Below are 22,058 nucleotides of genomic sequence, written 5' to 3'. Positions count from 1 at the left end.
AACATGGGAGGGAAATAATGTATCCAAAAATTACATGAGATCTATCAAAAATACGTCGTAATTGCCGCGAAATGTTAAAAGAAGCAGCTAACCGGAATTTGGATTTAGTTAGTGTTGTTAATCTTGCGGCTGGCCATGAAGAAATTGTTTGAGCTTTGGCAATCCAAGGAATCAAAACAATTGGTGATTCACGCGTTTTAAACTTAAAAAAATATCAAGATATTCCAATTAAAAAAATGCTCTTGCGTGCGCCAATGTTAAAAGAATTGAAATACTTAGTTGAATATGCTGATTGTACTTTTATTTCTGATTTACAAACCATGCGAAACTTAAATCAAGAGGCAATTCGCCAAAATAAGCATGTTGAAATTATTTTAATGATTAATGAAAAAGAATTACATACAGCTTTTGACAGTAATTATCATTTTATCGCGGAATTAACTGAAATTGCTACTTTTTCCAATTTAGTTTTAACGGGGCTAGGAACAAATCTTAGTCAATATGATGAACCTGATGTTGTTATTAATAAACTAAATAATTTAGCTCATTTTAAAAGAATCCTTGAAGAAAAACTAGGGATTAGTATTTCGCTAATTAGTTGTGGAGGATCAAATCATATTAGTATTTGAGATAGTGAAAATCTTGATAAGGCTAATAATCAAATTCGTAGTGGAACTGGAATTTTAATGGGTGTTGGGTTAAACCATGAACCAATTCCATTTTTAGAACAAGAAACAAGTTGGTTAGAAGCTCAAATTATTGAAGTTTATCCTTCATCCTTGTCCACAAAAATTACCGTTAGTGGGGGAGATGATGAACTTCTTGCAACAGATAGTAATCCAAATCATAAGCAGGCAGTTATTGCTTTAGGTCATCAAGATTGTTATAGTAATGATTTAATTACCACTGATGATAATATTAAAATTTTACGCCAAGGGCCAGACTACACTATTCTAGATGTAACTAATAGTGAAAAAGATTATCAAGTTGGGGATGTTATTAAATTTAATTTAACCTACCTAGCAAATCTTGCCCTAATGAATAGTGAATATGTTGTTAAAGAATATTTAATTTAAAATGATAATATATCTCTTGCTATTCAAGCAATAGCGATACCAATATATAAAAATATTACACAAAGTTGCTCATTATAATTTAATTTTAAAGAGTAACTTTTTTTGTTTGTAATATTAGTTAGTTATTCTTAATAAATGGCAAACACCGTTAAATTGCCAATAATTATCATTTTTTTTTTTTTTTTTCAAAAACTAAAAAATTCGCTAGATATGGATTTTTTCAAATTATATACTTGAAGTAGCTTATTTTAAGCAAAGAAAGGATAATAAATAGTGAAAAAATTACTAGCAATATTAGGAGCCTTTGGTCTTACCGCGACTGGTGCAACAAGTGTTATCGCTTGTAAAACAACCAACAATGACAATAATCCAACAGTTGAAAAAAAAGATATTTCAAAAACTGTTGTAAATGATCCAAAAACAATTTTAAATCATGACAAGACATATGGAGATTTAAATAAAGATGAAACAATTCTTAAAAGTGTAGTTGATGCAATTAATGGTGCTTTATCAAAAAAATTAAAATCAACTGTTACGGCAGCTGATTTTAATTTAAAAAATGATAAAGATGAAAAAGCTAAACAAGTAGCTGGAAAAGTATTATTTACAGTTACGGCAAAAGCTGATTCAAAATTAATTACAGGAACTTTTAGTTTTACTAATACTTTAACTGAACCACCTTTGGAAAAAAATAGTATTAGTGAGGTTACTATGACTGATTTAGGAACAGTTGCAAAGCCTGAACAGACATATGGTCAGTTAAATCAGGATGCTGATATTATTAAAGCAGTTGTGACTGCGATTAATGAACAGACTAAATTATCAGTTACAGAGAAAGATTTTGATTTAACAAATGATCAAGAAAAAGATGCAAATCAAAAATCAGGGGCAGTTGTTGAATTTACAGTCACTGCAAGATCTGATTCAAAATTAATTAAAGATTCGTTTAATTTTACTAATACTTTAACTGAACCACCTTTGGAAAAAAATAGTATTAGTGAGGTTACTATGACTGATTTAGGAACAGTTGCAAAGCCTGAACAGACATATGGTCAGTTAAATCAGGATGCTGATATTATTAAAGCAGTTGTGACTGCGATTAACGAACAGACTAAATTATCAGTTTCAGAGAAAGATTTTAATTTAACAAATGATCAAGATAAAGATACAAATCAAAAATCAGGGGTAGCTGTTAAATTTACAGTGACTGCAACATCTGATTCAAAATTAATTAAAGATTCGTTTAATTTTACTAATACTTTGACTCAACCACCTTTGGAAAAAAATAGTATTGAGAAGGTTATTATGACTGATTTAGGAACAGTTGCAAAGTCTGAACAGACATATGGTGAGTTAAATCAGGATGCTGAAATTATTAAAGCAGTTGTGACTGCGATTAACGAACAGACTAAATTATCAGTTACAGAGAAAGATTTTGATTTAACAAATGATCAAGATAAAGATGCAAATCAAAAATCAGGGGTAGCTGTTAAATTTACAGTGACTGCAACATCTGATTCAAAATTAATTAAAGATTCGTTTAATTTTACTAATACTTTGACTGAACCACCTTTGGAAAAAAATAGTATTGAGAAGGTTACTATGACTGATTTAGGAACAGTTGCAAAGTCTGAACAGACATATGGTGAATTAAATCAGGATGCTGAAATTATTAAAGCAGTTGTGACTGCGATTAACGAACAGACTAAATTATCAGTTTCAGAGAAAGATTTTAATTTAACAAATGATCAAGATAAAGATACAAATCAAAAATCAGGGGTAGTTGTTAAATTTACAGTGACCGCAACATCTGATTCAAAATTGATTACAGGAACTTTTAGTTTTACTAATACTTTGAAATAGGCTGTTATTATCTAACATATTATTACATTTTATAAAATATTTACATCAACTTAATACATATTATATAAATTAGTCTTACTTAATAATAATATAATGTATAAATAGGCCCGTTAGCAGATACTAAAATAAATTATAGTATCTGTTTTTTTATATTTAAGATAGCTACCATATTTTTTAATTCTTGCCAATTTTTTAGTTGAAATGCTGTTAATATTAGTGCATAATGTAAGAAAGATATAGGAAATATAAAAAGGAGTTTTAATAATGTCAGATTTTTTAGGTGGCGGAGCAACAATGAATATTATTTTAATTATCATTGTCTTGGCGGTAATTATTTTTGCAATTGTTTCCTCAATTATGGGTCGTAAAGCCCAAAAATTAGAACGTGAAAAACGAAAAAAACAGGTAAAAGATAAAATTAAAGAATATATTAAAGAAACTGATAATCGTAAAAATTTACGTTTAGAATATGAAAAAGTTATTGCCCGAAAAGGGAAAGAATATAAATATCGTGATCTTTTTGATGTAATTGTTGATATTTATGAAGCAAAAACTAATTCTTTTTTAGAACAAAAAGCTTTTGAAATTGAAGGAATTTCAAAAAAAGTTGGGAAAAAGCAATATGAAACAACTTGAATTGTTAATCAAGAAATTGATTTAGTTGAAGCAAAAAAACGCATTGACATTATTGAGAAAAAAGTTAAATTAACAAAAGAACAAAAAAAAGAACAAAAAATTAATTCTAAAAAAGAATATCAACGTCAACGTGAAGAAATGGTGCGAAAAAAAGCAGAAGAACGAAAAATGCGTAAAGAAGGAACATTGCCACTGGAACCAATTGCTCCTCGGCCAAAAGCGGAAAAGTTTTCACCCCGTAAATAAAATAACTAATTTTAATAAATGAACTCCTTAGGAGTTCATTTATTTTTTTAGATTAGATTAATCGGGCTATTAAAATTTGCAAAAAATATTAAATTAGAATATAATCAAACAATATTACTTAAAAACTATTTAAAGAGGGATTTATGAACATATATAAAATTAAAAATTGATTAATTTCTTTTATTACGATAGTTTTAATTTTTATTTTCTTAAATAATGTCTTTTTCTTATTGCCAAGCTATATAATTGAAATGCATTTTCTCTCTTATTTTATTTTTAATATTATTTATATAATCCTAATGTTTTTTATTTTTAATTTTTATATGATATTAATTATAGATTTTTACCGTAATCTTAAGAATAGTTATAAACTAATTAAAAATAGTTATTTACTAATTTGAAAAAATTTTATTATTAATAATAGAGTGTTAATTATTTTATGATTTATTAATATTTTTAACATTTTTTTCAAATTATTTAATAATTTTGATTTTAATATTCTGAATGAGATTTTTGTCGATTTTCCCTTAGAAATTTATAATCAAGTTTATTATTTTTTAATAACTTTATATGTTTTATTTATTTTTTTCTTCTTTGTGACAGTTACAATTATTTATGTTGTTAAGTTTTATTTAAATTTAATTCGAAATTTTTCGTTCTATAGTAATTTTGATGAGTTTTTTATTGAATATTTTAATTACTTATTTTTCATTGATAATTTAAACCAAATTAAAATTTCTACCTCTGAATTTTTATTAGTTATTGGTAATTTGGAAAATAATAATTCCATTTATTATTTACAATGATCAAACTTTTTAAAAGAATTTAAAAAGGGAAAATGCCCACCTAATAATGTAATTTTTTCAGCTTAATAATCAATAAGTAAATAAAAACAAAAATTAAAGGAGAAATAATAATGAAAAAATTATTAAGTATATTAGGAGCAGTAGCAATTACTGCATCAGGAGCAACTGCTGTAGTTGCATGTAGTACTAATGCTAAAATCAATGATAGTTATGCCGTTATTCCAAATGCCTTTGCATTAAATCAACAATTAGCAAAAGAAGGATATAGTATTGAAAAATTACAAGTTAAATTTTTACCTGGTTTAAAGGAAGCAACAATTCGTTATATGGGCCAACCTTCAGAAGCACCATTTGTCACTAAAACAATAAAAATTAATCCAGTAACAAATGATATTAGTAAAATTATTACTAAAACATCATTAGCAATTAGTGCTTTTGAAGAAAAAAAACAAACCGAATCAGAAATTTTAAGAGCAATTAATTTATTGAATCAAACAAATTTAACAACAAATGAAGTTAAAATTAATTATGATAAAGAATTAGGACAAGTTACATTAACTGGAATTGGGGATTTTAATGGAACAGTAACAATTTATGATGAACCAATGGAATGAAGTGATTTAATACCTTTCCAAAATTTAGGGGATATTTATTTTTCCCATTCTGTGATAGATTATTTTAATGAAAATGTAAGTATTTTAGAAGAAGATGAGCAATCTGGAGCGACAGTAATGTTTATAATGCCGTTTGTTTTAGAATTTGTTGGTGGAAAAAATTTATTAATGGAATTTTTTCAAAAACAAATGGTTGATTGAGGAAAAAGCTGAATGAGCACACCAAATGTAGCTAAAGCAACATTTGATAGTAATTATCAAGGAAGTTTTATTTTAACACCCCCAACTAATAAAATTTTTAATAGTGGAAAAATGACTTTTAGTTTTAATGCTATTGATGATTCTCGTGATTATGTAACTTCAACGCACAAACCATTAGATAGTTTTGAAAAGGGGCATTATACTTATATTGAGGAAACTCTTGATAAAAGTTATGATGCTAATAATATAGACGAGATGGCCAAAGATTTAGTTGAAAAATATTTTGGTGAAGATTTTGCTAATAAATATAGTAGTATTTTAAATGAAGAATTTTGAATTACAAATGTTGACTATGTTAAAAAAACTGCTGTTTTAGAAGTGAAACCAGGCTCAATGTTATTCTATAATCATGATGAAGAATTATTAGCTGTTGTAAATGATGTCGATGTACCATTTTATGCTTATAAAATTAATGTTACTTTTGGGTAAAATCAATAAGAAACATTAATTAATAAAGGTTTTATTTTTAGGATAAATCCGCTAAATTAAAAAAATTTTTTATAAATGAACTCACAAGGAGTTCATTTTTTTCTTAAAAAATATGATAAGATAAAACAAGAGCAAGGGGATTAGCACCAATGGCAAGCAAGTTAACACTAAAAAAAGAAGATTACAAACGGTTTAAAAAATGCTTTAAAATTGCCTGAACGTTAGCTAAGCGGGAAAATTTAGCTGCTGTTCGGAATTGAGTTCTTAATAAAGAATTATCAGTTTTTTTTGACTTAAAAGATAATATTAATGGGGCAAAAATTAATGATGATGATTTTTTAGCCGATGATGATGATAACGAAGAAGATGATTCGCTGCTGTTTGACCCTAATCTTTATGATTTAACCTTAGAAACTTTTTGACCAGCTGATGGAGAAAGTGATGATAATGAAACTAAAAAGCTTCTTGCCATTGATAAAATTCAAGAAACAAAAATTACCGATAATCCAATTCCATTTTATCCCGGAGAAACTTTAGCCGATGGGGAAGAAATAGGTCAAAAAGCTCGCGAGTTTTTTATGCGCGATGGGCACTATTTTAATCTTGATCTATATAGTAAGAAAATTGCCTTTGCTAAAACCCAAGAGGTTTTAGCTGATGAACGCTATCAAATTTACTTTGAACCATCATTTCAATTTAATGACTGTATTACAAAATGTGATATTTTAAAAAAATTACCCGATGGAACATATCATTTAATTGAGGTTAAAGCATCAACTGGTTGTAAATTTGATAAAAATGAACAAGCCTACATTATGAAAGATGTCAAAGATGAATATGCATATGACGTTGCTTACCAGTATTATATTTTAACTGGTCTAGGATTAAAAGTTAGTCGTGTCTCAATGATGCTCTTAAATTCTGCTTATTATCGTGAGGGAGATCTTGATTATGATCAGTTGTTTTTATTCCAAGATGTTTATAAACATGCAACAAAAAAATTACCTGCTCTAACTCTGTTAGAATTTTGCCAGCAAATGCTAACGGGAGAATTTAATTCTCGCGTTCAAAAAAATAATCGGTCAATTGAGCTAGATTTAGCAACAATTAAAAAATATTTTAACGAAGATGAAAAGAATATCAAAAAAATGTTAGCTGCTGAGCAATGTTTTAATTTTAAAGGAGATTCATATGGTTTTTGTGCCCATATGACATCCTTTTTGCCTGAACATCATAGTGTTTTTGAATTGGTGCAAGGCCGAACAAAAAAAACGCTCCTAAAATATGATGAAGGGATTAATTTATTAAAAGATATTCATTTACCATTTACTTTTAAAATGGAGCAAGAAAAGAAAAAACCAATTACTTTTAGTGAAGCCCAAGTTCGCCAAATTAAAGCTGTGCAAAATTTGGCCCCAATTATTGACCCAAATAAAATCACAGCAATAACAAATGTCTTTAGTGAATATCAATATCCAATTTATATGTATGATTTTGAAACAATGAAATCAGCTGTACCCCGTTTTGATCATAGTTATTCATACCAACAAATCCCGTTTCAGTATTCTGTTCATATTATTATAGATGACAATTATGATTATAATGATGAAACAACAATGCAACACTTTGCCTATTTAGCTGATGGGCAAGAAGACCCCCGTTTAGGGCTAGCAAAACAATTAGTCAATGATTTGTCATCAGCTGGCCCAGGGGTATATGTCGCTTACTACAAAAGTTTTGAATGTAAAGTCCTATGGGAACTAGCTCAATATGCTAGTTTACTAGCATCACGTAGCGAGAGTCCCACAGAAAAACAAACATTATTAACATTACAAGAAGAATTATTAAGAATTCGTAGTCATACAATTGATTTAATGGATTTCTTTAAAGATTTTATGATTTATCAGAAAGAGTTTTATGGCTCAAAGTCAATTAAAAAAACCCAACCAGCTTTTGATAATAATTTTAGTTATCAAGCTTTAAAAATTCGAAAAGGGGATATGGCTAGTGAAACCTTTCGTCGTCGCGCGGAGAATAACATTTCTTTACCGCTATGATTAAAATATTTCCGTACGCCAATGTTAGAATATTGTAACCGTGATACATTAGCAATGGTTGTTATTTTCCAACATGTTGCTAAACTATTACAACAACTTAGAAAAGAGGAATAGAATGAAGAAAAAAATTATTTTTATGGGAACACCAACCTTTGCTTTAGGGGTTTTACAAGGATTACAAACTTTACAGTCAGAGCTTAGTTTAATCGCTATTATAACTCAACCTGATCGTAAGGTTGGGCGTAAACAAGAAATTCAATTTTCTCCGGTTAAGAAATTTGCTTTAGAACATGATATTCCAGTCTATCAACCAGAAAAGATTGGTGATTTAACCGCAACAATTACTAACCTTGCCCCAGATATTTTGCTGACTTGTGCTTATGGTCAATTTATTCCAGAAAAAATTTTAGCTATTCCAACAATTAATGCCTTAAATGTTCATGCTTCTCTGTTACCAAAATTACGAGGTGGGGCCCCAATTCATAAAGCGATTATTGATGGGGAAACGGAAACGGGAGTTAGTTTAATGCAAATGATTAAAAAAATGGATGCCGGAGTAGTTTATTATCAAGAAAAAATAACAATTAGTTCAACTGATACAGCAAGTAGTCTTCATGACAAATTAATGCTATTAGGGGAAAAAATTATTGCTGAACAATTATTAAAAGTTATCAATGGCGAATTAATTGGCGTTCCCCAAGATGAAAGTAAAGTTACTTTTGGTTATAATATTTCTCGTAGTGAAGAAGAAATTAACTGAAATAAACCAAGCCAAACAATTTATAATCAAATTCGGGGATTATATAGTTGACCAATTGCTTATACGACTTTGCAAGGTATTAACTATAAAATTTATCATAGTATGATGAGTTCTGAACCATTACATCCATCGGATAGTAACGTTGCTCCTGGAACAATTGTGGCAATAGAAAAAACGGGAATTAAAGTTAAAACTGCTGATGGGTATTTAATAATTACCGAATTACAACGGGCTGGTAAAAAACCCCAATTGGCAGAAAAATATTACTATAATATTAATGAAAATAAAGAATTACAAATAGGTTATCAATTTCAATAAAAGGAGTGCATCATAATGTACCGTTTAAAATCACTCAAATATCTAGTTACAACTGGCGTAATTACAGGCCTTTTAATTACCTTGGCGTATGTTAGTCAGTTTATCCGGATTGGACCAAACCAAAGTATTCTCCAATTAGCGGATGGTTTATTTCTGGGTCTAATTATTTTAATTCCAGGACCAATGATGTTAATTAGTGGCATAATTTATGTTGGGATAATTGATTTAATTACTGGTTTACCTGTTTATATCCCAATTTCAATGGCGATTAGGACGCTAATGTTTTTTATTACCGCTTTTGGTTATAAATTTTTAACTCGGTATGTCGTTTTTATCTTAAGTAGTTTAATGACATATTTATATGTTATTCCGGCATACTTCATTTTTGACCCAACAGTTGCTTTGGCGGAAGTAGTTAACGATAGTATTCAAATTGTTTTTGCCATTGTTATGGCAATAATCATTTCGTTAAGTCTCGAAAAAGTTAATCGCCGCTATCAACAACGATTATGAAATGACGAAGAGTTTCTGATTTATAAAAAAGTAAAGGTAAGAGCTAACAAAGCTGTAACACTAGAAAATAAGAATTAAAGAAGGGATTAAACATTATGGAAAAAGTTAATCAAGCTAGTAAATATTTAGCAAAAGAAATTAGCGAACCAATTGATATTGCGATCATTCTTGGTTCGGGGTTAGCAAATCTTGTTAATGATATGACAGTTATTAAAGAAATTCCGTTTACCAATATTCCCCATTTTACCGCCTCAACTGTTGTTGGCCATGAATCAAAACTGGTTTATGGAACATTGTTAGGTAAAAGAGTCCTAGCGTTAAAAGGGCGCTTTCATTACTATGAAGGTCATGACATTGATCAAGTTGTTTTACCAATCAGGGTTTTAGCAAAATTAAAAGTTAAAAATCTAATTTTAACAAATGCTTGTGGGGGAATTAGTGATCATTTATTACCAGGAACATTAATGTTGATTCGCGACCAAATTAGTCTGTTTTGTCCAAGTCCATTACGGGGAGCGAATTACGATGAATTTGGGCCACGCTTTCCCGATATGACAAATATTTATCATCCAGAGTTATTGGCGAAAGCCCAAGAAGTGGCGACGAAGTTAACAATTGCTGTACAAACGGGGGTTTATGGTTACTTTCCTGGTCCAATGTATGAAACACCAGCTGAAATTCGAGCTTACGAACTTTTAGGATGTGATGCGGTTGGAATGAGTACAGTTCCCGAAGCCATTGTTGCAAAGCATGCCGGGATGAATATTTTGGGCCTTAGTTTAATTACCAATAAAGCGGCTGGGCTTGGGGGTAATTTAAGTCATGATGAAGTGTTAATGATTGCCCAACAAGCCGAAACTCGGACAATTACCTTTTTAAAAGAAATAATTAAAACAGTATTTTAAGAGCTATCATTTTAGTATAATAAGAATAGTTATTTCAGAAAGGAAATTAAGATGGATTCAACATTTAAACAAATTACTTGAGCCGAAGTCCCTAGTTATGCCCAAGCGGGCTATCAATTAATTGATGTTCGCGAACCAGGGGAATTAACAATGTTAGCAAAACATCCCTTGGCCCAAAATATTCCAATGGCTGGGTTAGTTTTTAATCCAACAGATTTTTTCCCCGATAAAGCAACTAAACTAATGATTACTTGTCATAGTGGGGGGCGTTCCCAGCAAGTTTGTAATGTCTTAACTCGCAATGGCTATCATAATGTTGTTGATGTCGCTGGGGGAATGAGTAGCTATCAGGGTTAAAATAACAATAAAAACTCACTAAGGATTGGTGAGTTTTTATTATGGGAAGAAAAATAGCAATCATCTTTGATTTCATAGCAAAATCACAATTATTCCTTTATAATTAATAATTGAAGAAGTAAAAAAAGGAGAATTAAGCGGATAATGGAAAAATCAAAAATTAGGAATTTTTGTATTATTGCCCATATTGATCATGGTAAATCAACGTTAGCAGACCGGATTTTAGAAACAACCGGGACGGTTGAAAAACGCGAAATGCAAGAACAATTACTAGATTCAATGGCTTTAGAGCGTGAACGGGGAATTACAATTAAATTAAATTCTGTCCAGTTAAAATACCATGCTAAAGATGGCCAAGACTATATTTTTCATTTGATTGATACTCCTGGCCATGTTGATTTTACTTATGAAGTTTCCCGTAGTTTAGCGGCCTGTGAAGGAGCCATTTTAGTTGTTGATGCTTCACAAGGAATTGAAGCCCAAACTTTAGCGAATGTTTATTTAGCAATTGATAATAATTTAGAAATTATTCCTGTTATTAATAAAGTTGATTTACCATCAGCTGATCCTGAACGGGTAAAAGAACAAATTGAAAATTTAATTGGGATTCCTTGTGATGATGCTCCTTTAATTAGTGCCAAAACTGGCCTTAATATTGACCAAGTTTTAGAAGCAATCGTTAATAAAGTCCCAGCGCCATTAACTGCTGATGATAATAACCCCTTACAAGCGTTAATTTTTGATTCTTATTATGACAAGTACCGGGGGGTAACCGTTTCAATTCGGATTATGCAGGGAAAAGTTAAAGTTGGTGATCAAATCAAATTAATGAATAGTGAAGCTGTTTATCATGTCACAGAATTAGGAGTTAAAACCCCAAAAGAAGTTAAAAAAGAGGAATTAACCGCTGGGGAAGTAGGATGATTAGCGGCAAGTATTAAAACAATTAAGGATGTTAACGTTGGAGATACAATTACGTTAGTTGATAATCCGGCTGCTAAGCCATTAGCGGGATATAAAAAATTAAATCCAATGGTCTATTGTGGAATTTATCCGATTGATTCAGCCCGCTATAAAGACTTAAAAGAAGCGTTAGAAAAAATCCAATTATCAGATGCATCATTAGTTTATGAACCAGAAACATCACAAGCATTAGGGTTTGGTTTTCGCTGTGGTTTTTTAGGATTATTACATATGGATGTGATTCAAGAACGATTAGAACGTGAGTATAATTTAGAATTAATTGCAACAGCGCCATCGGTAATTTACCATGTTTATTTAACAAATCAAGAAATGATCAAAATTGATAATCCTAGTGAATTACCAGAAGTACAACGGATTGCCCGAATTGAAGAACCATATGTTAAAACAACAATTATGACGCCCGATAATTTTATTGGAGCCTTAATGGAATTATGTCAAAATAAACGGGGAACTTATGTTAACCTAGAATATATTGATGATACACGTCGGATTTTAACTTATGAAATGCCATTAAATGAAATTGTTTTTGATTTCTTTGATCGCTTAAAATCAATTAGTAAAGGTTATGCTTCATTTGATTATGAGTTTTTAGGATATCGCCCAAATAAATTAGTTAAAATGGATATTTTACTAAATGGGGATATCATCGATGCGTTATCAACAATTGTCCACCGTGACTTTGCGTTTCACCGTGGCAAAGCGTTATGTAGCAAGTTAAAAGAAATTATTCCCCGTCAGAACTTTGAAGTACCGATTCAAGCGGCAATTAATCAAAAGATTATTGCTCGTGAAGATATTAAAGCGATGCGAAAAAATGTTTTAGCTAAATGTTATGGGGGAGATATTACCCGTAAGAAAAAATTATTAGAAAAACAAAAAGAAGGTAAAAAAAGAATGAAAGCCATTGGTTCAGTAGAAGTACCACAAGAAGCATTTATGGCCGTCTTAAAATTGGATGATTAAAGAAATTAGAGGATAAGAGAAATGAAACTAAATGACCCAAAAAAATATTCACTTAGTGAGTTATTTAAAAATTTTAATTATAAGATTATTAATATTCCACCATATCAAAGAAAATATAGTTGAGGAATGGATCAATGATCCAAATTAACAGATAATATAGATGAATTATTACAAGAATTAATAGATAATGTTGATAAAGATATAAATGATATTTATTATATGGGAACATTAATTTTTCATAATGATAATAATAAAGGAGAGATTAATATTGTTGATGGTCAACAAAGAATAGTTACATACTTAATATTAACTTCTGCTTTTTATGACTTTTATTATAATAAAATATATTTAACTGCAGATGAAGAAGATAAAAATCATCTTGTTAAACAAGCGTTTGAAAATATTCTATTTTTACCTCCGCAGAAAATTTATGAAAAAAATAAGAATAGAGTAAAAACACATAGAATTAAATTACATGAAAAGGATATGAATATATATAAATCAGTAATTAGCAATGAAAATAAATATTCTAATTTTAAATTATCTAAAGCAAAAGTTTTTTTTAATAATTGATTAAATGAAAAAAATAAAGAAGAATTAGAAGTTTTAACACAAATTTTGCTTGAAAAATTAAATATTATTTTAATTACAATTAATGAAATAGAAGATGTATTTGTTTTGTTTGAATCAATCAATGATACAGGTTTAAAATTAACAGTGGCAGATTTATTGAAAAATTTATTAATTAGGAGTTATCAAAAATATGAAGTCGATCAGCAAAAACTAGATAATTTTGCGAGTGATTGATCAATAAAAATTGAGGAACCATTAGGAACTAATATAGATAAATTTCTTTTACATTATTTTATTTCAAAATATGGTAAAAATCCTCAAAAAGAAATTTTTCCTGAAGAATCTGTGAGCATAAAAAATTTATTTAAATTTTATAAAAGTGCAATAAATGATATTGATAATAATTTAACTGATTGATTACAAGATTTTTATGATGCCGCAAAATTTTATTCGGCTATTATCAATAAAAATAATATTTATTCAGACGAAATTATAAATAATTTTAGCGCGGCAAAAAAAACATTTAACTTGCTAAATGACTTTAAAACTTTAAGAATACAACAAATTTATCCATTTATTTTGTCTTTAAAACCTTATAAATTTACAAAAAACACAGAATTTGAAAATACTAATAAAGATTTAACTATCTTATTAAATTATTTATTTAGAACAATTATAATAAAAGGAAAATCACCATCTCATGTTGAACGAGAAATTTATGAGCTTGTTGAAAAAAATATTGAAGGAAAAAGTATTAATTTGGAATCAAAACCATTTATAGTCAAAGAATCATTAGAAATAGCTGACTTTGCGAATTTACTCTGAAAAAATGCATTTGAAAGTTACAGATTAAAATATATTCAAACAAAATATTGTGATAATATTATTCCTCATGGTGTTAATTTAGATAGCAATTTAGAATTAGAACATATTTTTCCTCAAAATCCTTCATCTGAATGGAAAAATGATTCTGATTGAAAAGAAGTAATTGAAAATGAAGAATTAAATGAGGATATTTTAAAGTGTATAGGTAATAGCACATTGATTAATCCAACTAAAAATAAAAAAGCAGGTAATAGTATATGAGAAAAGAAAAGACAGGCATATAATCAAGACAAAACATGATTCTGTTTTGAGAGTGATGAAACATTAAAAAGTCTACCAATTATTCTTAAACCAAAGGATATTCAACAGCGTAGTATTAATATAGTTGAATATTTGATTAATAATAAAGTTTTTGCTATATTAGAAAATGAAAAGGAAATTAGTTTTGATACTGATAAAAATGAATTTGTTACAAAGTAAGGGGTATTTATGAAGCCAATATTAAAATGGGTTGGTGGTAAACGCTGGCTAATGCCAAAAATTGAAGAATTGTTTAAAGAAAAAAAAATTATTTTTAATAAGAATTCTAATACATATTTTGAGCCATTTTTTGGGGCAGGAGCTATTTTTTTTAAAATAAAACCTGTTAATTCTGTTATTAATGATTATAATTCAGAATTAATAAACTTATATAATGTAATAAAAAATAATGTTAATGTTCTTATTGAAAAATTAACTGAATACACAAATTTTTTAAAAGAAAACACTAATTTTTATTATGAAATAAGAAATTGAGATCGTGAAGATTCATGAGATGATATAAGTCCAGAAGCAAAAGCGGCTAGAACCATTTTTTTAAATAAAAGCTGTTTCAATGGTTTATATAGAGTAAATCAAAAAGGTCAGTTTAATGTACCAATTGGAAAAAATAATATAACAAATATTTTAGATATAGATAATTTAAAAGAGGTTTCAACTTTTTTTAATACTAGTAATATTCTTTTTTTAAATAATGATTTTGAAGTTATTAGTTCCTTAGTAAAAAAAGGTGATCTTATCTATTTTGACCCTCCATATGATCCGATTGATTTAACTTCAAAATTTACTGAGTATACAAATCAGGGATTTACAAAAGAAGACCAAATTAGGTTAAAAAAATTTGCTGATTATTTAGTGAAAGAAAAAGGGGCAAATGTTATAATTAGTAATAGTTCAACAAGGTTTATAAAAGAACTATATTCAAATAATAATGAGCAAGCATTTTCAGATGTAAATTATTATATAATTGATTTAGTTCAAGCAAATCGAAATATTAATAGTAATCCTAAAAGACGTAATAAAATAGAAGAAGTTTTAATTTATAATGTAAAGCAAGAAAAGTAGGACAGTTTAATGAAAAAAGAAATAGTTTATAAAGTAGAAAATAATAAAACAATTATACCTCAAGCAGATAAATTGGAAAGTTTATATAATATATTAGTAGCAATTGAGATTAGACCACTTTTTTATCATGATATTGCAGATGATATTGAAGATTTGAAAGATAAGAGACAATGGGATTATTATGCAAGTAGTTTATATTTTTTAGGAGTTGCAAATAAATGAATTTATAATAAACATAAATTTATTTTTATAAATGAATTAGGCTCAGATATATTAAAATCATCAGATAGTAAAAGAAGTTTTATTAATTTAGCTAAAAAGAAATTAGTTGAATATGATTTATTCAACTTAGATGAAAATTATTTAGCTGATAAATTGGAAAATAAGTATAAACTTAGTGGAGAAACTATTTCTCGAAGAATTCAGACTATAAAAGCTTGGATAAAAATAATAAATGAAATTTAATTTTATTTATTATTAAAAATTTAATATTTATATAAAAACTAAATAAATACTATCCTAAAAAACTATATTAGAATTTTAAAATTTTAATATAGTTTTTTAATTATTAATAAAATAATTTTTAAATAAATTTAAAGCAATTATAATCAACTTTTGTTATTATTAATATAGAAATTACCTTGTCATTATTAATAAAATATCTAGGAGCTGATGGTTTTATTTATATGTATAGAAATTAGGTGATTAAATTGTTAAAAATAGCAAATTTATCAAAAAAATTTGGTAATAAAGCAATTTTAGAAAATGTAAATCTTACTTTAGAACCTGATAATATTTATGGTTTACTGGGCAATAATGGGGTTGGAAAAACAACGATCATAAAAATTATTTTTAATGAAATAAATAAAAATAATGGTGAAATAATTTATAATGATAAAAACCAATCAAATATTAATTATAAAGAATGATTTTATTTTACTGAAAATAATGAATTACCAAAAAATCTTTTAGTATATGAATATTTAGAAATTATTAAGGATTTATCCGGATTAAAAAAACAAGATTTTTTGGAACGATTAACTAAGTCTGAACAAATTTTAGATATAAAATTTGAAAAAAATAAGAAAATAAAAAATTTATCAGCAGGTCAGCAAAAATTATTAACTGCGCTTAGTGTGCTTATTTTAAAACCAAAGGTTGTCTTTTTTGATGAACCAACAGCAAATCTAGACCTGGAAAATAAAAAAATAATTGTAAATTTAATTCAGGTACTAAAAAGTAATGAACGAATTATTGTAATAACAACACATTTAATTGAGGAAGTTCAAAATATTTTAACAAATGTTATTATTTTAAATAATGGAGAAATTGTTTATGATGAACCTTTTAATGCCCAAAAGGAAAATTTAAAAAAGCTTTTTGAAATAAAGGTTTCTAATACTACTAATCAAGAAGATATAAAAAATTTGAACAAAGTGGAGGATTACTTAAATGAATAATATTTTAACTTTAAGTAAACTAAAAATTAAATTGTTTTTTAAAAAAATAAGTAATCTTGTTTTAATTAGCATGTTATTGATTCTTTTTATTATCTTAAATGGTCTAGGAAGCGTTTTAATTAAAGGGACAATTGATTTTGGGCTAATTTATATAAATATTTTAATTGCTCTTAATTCACTAATTTTTGCAACCTTTATTGTTTTTTTATCCGTCAAAACTTTTAACAGTGAAATTAGAGATGGGATTAGTAGTATTGAATTAAGATATGGTTGTAAAACAAGAGAATTATTTTTATCACGATTAATTTCTTCGCTGTTATTAATTTTGATTTTTTTTACAGTCAGCGTGATTATAAACATAATTTTTATTGCTTCCACTAGTGGATTTATTAATATTTTTGCTTATCGCTTATATATTTCCGCGTTAGGGTGATATGCCATATCTTCTTTTATTATTTTTGCTATTACTTTATTAATAACTTTATTTTTAAATGAAATTTTATCAGGTATTTTATCAATTATCTTCTTTGTTTTATTAATTTTATCCAGTGCAATGGGACCAATGTTTTTTAAAGATCTTGGTGTAAAAGATAGTAAATTAAATTATCCAAAAATAATTTATAAAAATATTCGTGATTCAGATTTTTTGAATACTTTAAAAAGTTTAGATCAAGAGTTTTTAGATTGAATAGCTTTTAAAAATAAAGTTGAATATAATTCCGATATTAATAATATATCGAATGATATTAATAAGCTAACATTAGGGCCTAGTATTTGAACTAATAAAATTGAACTAGGTAAAGAGTATCCAACACTTGTTCAATTTTATGATTATTTTGATAATTACTTTAATAATCCTAAAAATAATCATTTTTCATATGATGATATTGTAGATTTTAATACAAAGATGTATACATTAGAACCTTTAGAACAACTGTTTAAAAATATTTTATTGAATGTTGATACAAAGTATCAAAAATTAATTAAAATGATGTATCAGCAAAATGCTAATATTGCAGTTTTAACTGAATTAAGTTTAGATTATCAATGAAGTTTCGATGTTCCTCAAAATATTAAATCTGTTGCACAGCAATACAATATTTCTGCTGATAAAATTTTATTTTTTAAAACATTTAATTATTCTCTTAAACGGATAAAGTCTTCAATTTTTAGAGATGGCATTATAGGAAAACTTGACTACAAAGATATTCCTGATCTCCAAAAAAAGAATCTAATGTTAAATCCAATTTTACAAATTGCTGCAATGTTTCAATCAATTAATTATCGGGATTTTTATTTAGATAATGCAATTGCTGCAAGTGGAATAATATTTTCTAATACAATTAATTACAATATTTTGGAATATCCTCTAAATAATAATACAAATTTTGAAACTAATATTGTTAATTATAAAAGAAATTTCCATGTTGAAGTCCTTTATGTTATTTATTTTTTACTAAATAGTGCTTTAATTTGGATATTATATTTACAATTCAAAAAGAAAGTATATATTAGTTAGAAAATAGTTGTTAATAATTTAAAAAATAGTCATTTGACTATTTTTTAAATGAACCTAATATATAATTTTAATTATTTATGATTTGGATTTTTCTGATTAGCACGATTATTATTTGTGCTATTATATTGATCATTATTATGGCTTTGATTTGTGTTATTGCTATTTTTTTGATTTGCTTTGTTATTATTCATCATTTTTATTTCCTTTCTTTTAATTACATTATGATCAGGGATCTTCTTGGGAAAAGAATCTTAATTATTTTTTAAAAGATAATAAAATTATAATAAAATATCTTTGTTACAAAATTTAATTAAATTTTTATTGCTAGTAGATTGCTTTAATTTAATTAACTAATAAATTTAGTTAAGTAATCTAATAAGCTAATAAAATATTAGGTCAATTAATTTTGTAAGAGATATTATATTTATTTTTATAATAGTCTTACAACCTCATTATAATAAAAAATATCTAAATAATTAATATAATTCTTAAGAATTATATTGTCTGGCTATAATTTTTTAATTACCCCGGTCTTTGGCAAATAGCAACAGGGTTCTTTACTTTATTTTTCTTTTTATTTATAATTATTTCATGTATTAACCAAACTCTTGTATTAAAAATATATCAAAATATTAATTATAACTTAAGAAAGTAGGATAAAAAAATATGAAACATTTATTAAATATTTTTAGTGTTGTTGCTTTAGCAACTTCAACTGCTAGTGCAACACTAATAAAGGACTATAATTTTAGCGAAAATACACTACTAAATCGATCTTCAACAATTGATTTAGAAAATGTTAATTTAAATGGAGGAGAAATTAATTTGTATAAAATCAAGGATAAATTTGATGATGATGCAATAGTAACAAAAACCATTTTAATGGGTTTATTACCTCTTAATAAAGGCAACGATGCTGAATTAAAAAAAGTGATTGCAAATTCAACAAAAAATTTTGATAATTGGATTGTTGATTTACCAGAATTACCAGAATTAGAGCATGTGATAAATAATGTATCAATGACATTATTATATGTTGGAAGTGACTATGAATTTGAGAATTATTTAACAATTAATGACTTAATTTTAACGAATTATTCTTTAAATGAAAAACAAGATTTAAATAATGTAGTTAAAGAAAATATATTTAATGATCTTAAAGTTTTATCAGAAACAAGTTTAACTGATGAAATTATTAAGGCAAACAGCAAATATGGCGTTAAAAGAGAGGACTTTGAAATTTCAGAAATTTGATATGATTATGCAATTATTTCGGCCACAGAAACGTCAAATTATAAAGGTAATGTAACGATTATTTATAATGATGTGTATGAAAAAGTTGGTCATATCGAAAGTGGAGTTGTAAAAACTAATGTATATAATTCACATCATGAGGATGCAGAAGTTAAAACATTAGACGTTGATGTTGCTTTGGGCAAAGAAGCTTTCCTAAAAAAATATTCAAGTATGTCATATGTAGTAACAGGATATACTGATAATAATGGCCGTGGTGAAGAAGGTGGAAGAAGAGAACTTAATAGTATTACAGGTGAAAATGTTACATATAAAGACTTAAATTTAAAATCTAATTCGGATAATAATGTTATATTTACTAGAGACTATAGTTCAACGAACTGAAACAAAGCTCGTGGAGAAATTTCAGTTCGTTGAATTTCTGATAAGAAAATCGAGATTCAATTAGTAGTACACACAGAAGCATGAGCCACAGCATGAAATGCATACTGATCACGAGTAGAAGCACAAGCAATGATTTCAGAAATTAAATTCTTTTAATGAAAAAACAAGTATTCCAAGAAATTTTAACTTTTAAAATTTTACGTTTTCTATTAACAAGATGAATTAAGTCAAAATCATTCTGAATTATTTTTTCACTTATGTGTGCTATTAATATTATTATTTTGTGATCATTATCAGCTAAATTAGTAACTTTTTCTGATAATAGTTTAGTATTATTAATTATTTTTACAAATGCCGCTGGAATTTGTTTTATCGCGATTTTTAACATTTATTCGTTAATTCAGATTTATATTAAAGACCAAGAAAATGGGATTTATAGTTTAGAAAAACGAATGGGAGTTTCAAAAAATAATTACTTTTTTACGAGACTATTTGCTAATAAAATTATTATTTGATTTTGATTTTTACTTAGTGTTTTATTGTTTCTATTTTTTGTCGGAATATTTACAAAGAGTGAATCTGGATTCTTTTTTAGTAAAGTTTTACCAGGATTATTTACTCAAGTTATTTTTGACCTAGTATTTTCTGGAATTGTTTTAATATTAGTTGCCACAAAAAATATTAAATTATCTTCTAGTTTAGCAGGGGCTTTAACAGCTATTTTCATGATTTTTCCTTTTATAGGAATGATTCAGTTTACACTTTTTGATGCTAATCCATCAAAATATCGTTCTTTTAACCTTCAATATGTTGATTACACTCATATGTATGATTTAGAACAAATCCAAGAAAAATATCCAAATGGAGTTTTAGATAATTTATATAAAGATTTTAAAAATAATAGTATTAAACCACTTAAATTAATCAGTAGTAACTGTGATGCTAATCAAGAAACTAATCAGGATTGCATAGCATATTTTGAAAAAATAGATTTTCAAAAGGCATATGATCAAGGAGTCTTTTTAGATCTTGAAAATATTGTTAATAATAATGTTTTTAGTGAAACGGAAGATAAAACATATAAGTATGTGACAGAGTTAACAGAAGATTTTAAAAATACTTTTTCCTATCAATTTTTTACCGCAGTAAATAATAGGGTTAAAAATCAAGGTGATTTTAGTAAAAGTTGATTTAATGGTAAAAATATTAGTAATTATAATAGTCCGGGTCAATTGGGAGACACCCTTGCAATTTTATCAGACGTCCAATTAGATGGTGTTAATAAACATGAATTATTAGAAATAACAAATTTATTAAACAGTTATTATTCAAATTATTTTACAATTAAAGATACAAGGGTAAAAACTAATCCGAATGATAAAGGATTGTATTGGTTAACTCTCTCACAAGAAAAAATAAGTTTTAGTACAAAACATAATTTGGGAACAAAAATGATGATTTATATGTTAAGTCAGTTATTTAATGTAAAACAAAAGCCAATTTGACAGTCAACTGTTGATATTAATTTACAAACAATTGAGGATTTAAAAAAATATAATTTTAAACTTAAATTTATGTTAAATCCCTTTACAACTTTAATTTTAACATCATTATATAGTGGTAATAATAATTATTTAGCTGATAATAAAATTCATAAATATGATTTTATGCTTCCTGATTTTCGAACAGTTAAATTTAATTTTGTACCTGTTGATTCTCAAGGAGAAAATATTATTTACAAAATAGCTGGATATCAAGACACAGAACGACCATTTAACATTGCAATTATTTATCTTATTTGATCAATTACGGGCATTGCCTTAATGGGAATTGGCTATGGGATATTTTTACGAAAAGCAAAAATATAGAAAG

19 protein-coding genes are annotated in these 22,058 nt (G+C 26.9%); 18 read left to right on the top strand and 1 reads right to left on the bottom strand.

The window, feature by feature from the left end:
- The first annotated feature begins 17 nt into the window (after window positions 1-17).
- The 16 genes from SSYRP_RS03600 to SSYRP_RS03525 all read left to right on the top strand — a co-directional run bounded on the left by SSYRP_RS03600 (window position 18) and on the right by SSYRP_RS03525 (window position 18,548).
- Window positions 18-1,076, top strand: coding sequence for an alanine racemase (locus tag SSYRP_RS03600; RefSeq protein WP_016340954.1), 1,059 nt, complete (start codon window positions 18-20; stop codon window positions 1,074-1,076).
- A gap of 273 nt (window positions 1,077-1,349) precedes the next feature.
- Entirely contained in the window at window positions 1,350-2,939 is a 1,590-nt protein-coding gene (locus SSYRP_RS03595; RefSeq protein ID WP_016340953.1) for a spiralin repeat-containing protein, read from the top strand.
- A gap of 264 nt (window positions 2,940-3,203) precedes the next feature.
- Complete coding sequence (locus tag SSYRP_RS03590) at window positions 3,204-3,821, top strand: hypothetical protein (RefSeq protein ID WP_016340952.1); 618 nt, start codon at window positions 3,204-3,206, stop codon at window positions 3,819-3,821.
- Between the two features lie 143 nt (window positions 3,822-3,964).
- On the top strand, window positions 3,965-4,693 hold the full coding sequence (locus SSYRP_RS03585) for a hypothetical protein (protein ID WP_016340951.1): 729 nt from the start codon (window positions 3,965-3,967) through the stop codon (window positions 4,691-4,693).
- A gap of 44 nt (window positions 4,694-4,737) precedes the next feature.
- Window positions 4,738-5,931, top strand: coding sequence for a lipoprotein (locus SSYRP_RS03580; RefSeq protein WP_016340950.1), 1,194 nt, complete (start codon window positions 4,738-4,740; stop codon window positions 5,929-5,931).
- A gap of 149 nt (window positions 5,932-6,080) precedes the next feature.
- The gene (locus tag SSYRP_RS03575) at window positions 6,081-8,102 is read left to right on the top strand and encodes a DUF2779 domain-containing protein (RefSeq protein WP_016340949.1); all 2,022 of its coding nucleotides are present in this window, start codon (window positions 6,081-6,083) and stop codon (window positions 8,100-8,102) included.
- A 1-nt stretch (window position 8,103) separates the two neighbouring features.
- Window positions 8,104-9,066 carry a methionyl-tRNA formyltransferase gene (fmt, locus tag SSYRP_RS03570; RefSeq protein ID WP_016340948.1) on the top strand — a complete coding sequence of 321 codons (963 nt, stop codon included), beginning with the start codon at window positions 8,104-8,106 and terminating at the stop codon, window positions 9,064-9,066.
- A 15-nt stretch (window positions 9,067-9,081) separates the two neighbouring features.
- Entirely contained in the window at window positions 9,082-9,657 is a 576-nt protein-coding gene (locus SSYRP_RS03565) for an ECF transporter S component family protein (protein WP_016340947.1), read from the top strand.
- 17 nt (window positions 9,658-9,674) lie between these two features.
- Window positions 9,675-10,484: a purine-nucleoside phosphorylase gene (locus SSYRP_RS03560; protein WP_016340946.1), complete on the top strand. Its 810-nt coding sequence runs from the start codon at window positions 9,675-9,677 to the stop codon at window positions 10,482-10,484.
- A 51-nt stretch (window positions 10,485-10,535) separates the two neighbouring features.
- Entirely contained in the window at window positions 10,536-10,841 is a 306-nt protein-coding gene (locus SSYRP_RS03555) for a rhodanese-like domain-containing protein (protein WP_016340945.1), read from the top strand.
- Window positions 10,842-10,985: 144 nt separating this feature from the next.
- Window positions 10,986-12,788 (top strand): translation elongation factor 4, encoded by a 1,803-nt coding sequence (gene lepA, locus SSYRP_RS03550; protein ID WP_016340944.1) that lies wholly within the window; start codon window positions 10,986-10,988, stop codon window positions 12,786-12,788.
- A gap of 21 nt (window positions 12,789-12,809) precedes the next feature.
- A complete protein-coding gene (locus SSYRP_RS03545; RefSeq protein ID WP_016340943.1) occupies window positions 12,810-14,666 on the top strand; it encodes a DUF262 domain-containing protein in 1,857 nt (618 codons plus the stop codon).
- A gap of 9 nt (window positions 14,667-14,675) precedes the next feature.
- A complete protein-coding gene (locus SSYRP_RS03540) occupies window positions 14,676-15,569 on the top strand; it encodes a DNA adenine methylase (protein WP_016340942.1) in 894 nt (297 codons plus the stop codon).
- Between the two features lie 9 nt (window positions 15,570-15,578).
- Window positions 15,579-16,034: a DUF7226 domain-containing protein gene (locus SSYRP_RS03535; RefSeq protein ID WP_016340941.1), complete on the top strand. Its 456-nt coding sequence runs from the start codon at window positions 15,579-15,581 to the stop codon at window positions 16,032-16,034.
- A 245-nt stretch (window positions 16,035-16,279) separates the two neighbouring features.
- Entirely contained in the window at window positions 16,280-17,029 is a 750-nt protein-coding gene (locus SSYRP_RS03530) for an ABC transporter ATP-binding protein (RefSeq protein ID WP_016340940.1), read from the top strand.
- Window positions 17,022-18,548 (top strand): hypothetical protein, encoded by a 1,527-nt coding sequence (locus SSYRP_RS03525; RefSeq protein WP_016340939.1) that lies wholly within the window; start codon window positions 17,022-17,024, stop codon window positions 18,546-18,548. The genes SSYRP_RS03530 and SSYRP_RS03525 overlap by 8 nt, the downstream gene beginning before the upstream one ends.
- A gap of 71 nt (window positions 18,549-18,619) precedes the next feature.
- On the opposite strand, the gene SSYRP_RS05335 is transcribed toward SSYRP_RS03525, so the two are convergent.
- Window positions 18,620-18,742, bottom strand: a complete 123-nt coding sequence (locus tag SSYRP_RS05335; protein ID WP_016340938.1) for a hypothetical protein — start codon at window positions 18,740-18,742, stop codon at window positions 18,620-18,622.
- Window positions 18,743-19,214: 472 nt separating this feature from the next.
- On the opposite strand from SSYRP_RS05335, the gene SSYRP_RS03520 reads away from it, so the two are divergent.
- Window positions 19,215-20,342: a hypothetical protein gene (locus SSYRP_RS03520; protein ID WP_016340937.1), complete on the top strand. Its 1,128-nt coding sequence runs from the start codon at window positions 19,215-19,217 to the stop codon at window positions 20,340-20,342.
- Entirely contained in the window at window positions 20,342-22,054 is a 1,713-nt protein-coding gene (locus SSYRP_RS03515; protein WP_016340936.1) for a hypothetical protein, read from the top strand. The genes SSYRP_RS03520 and SSYRP_RS03515 overlap by 1 nt, the downstream gene beginning before the upstream one ends.
- Window positions 22,055-22,058: the final 4 nt, after the last annotated feature.

The organism is Spiroplasma syrphidicola EA-1, from assembly GCF_000400955.1.
Classification (GTDB): domain Bacteria; phylum Bacillota_I; class Bacilli_A; order Mycoplasmatales; family Mycoplasmataceae; genus Spiroplasma; species Spiroplasma syrphidicola.
This window is presented reverse-complemented; position numbering and strand designations above follow the sequence as displayed.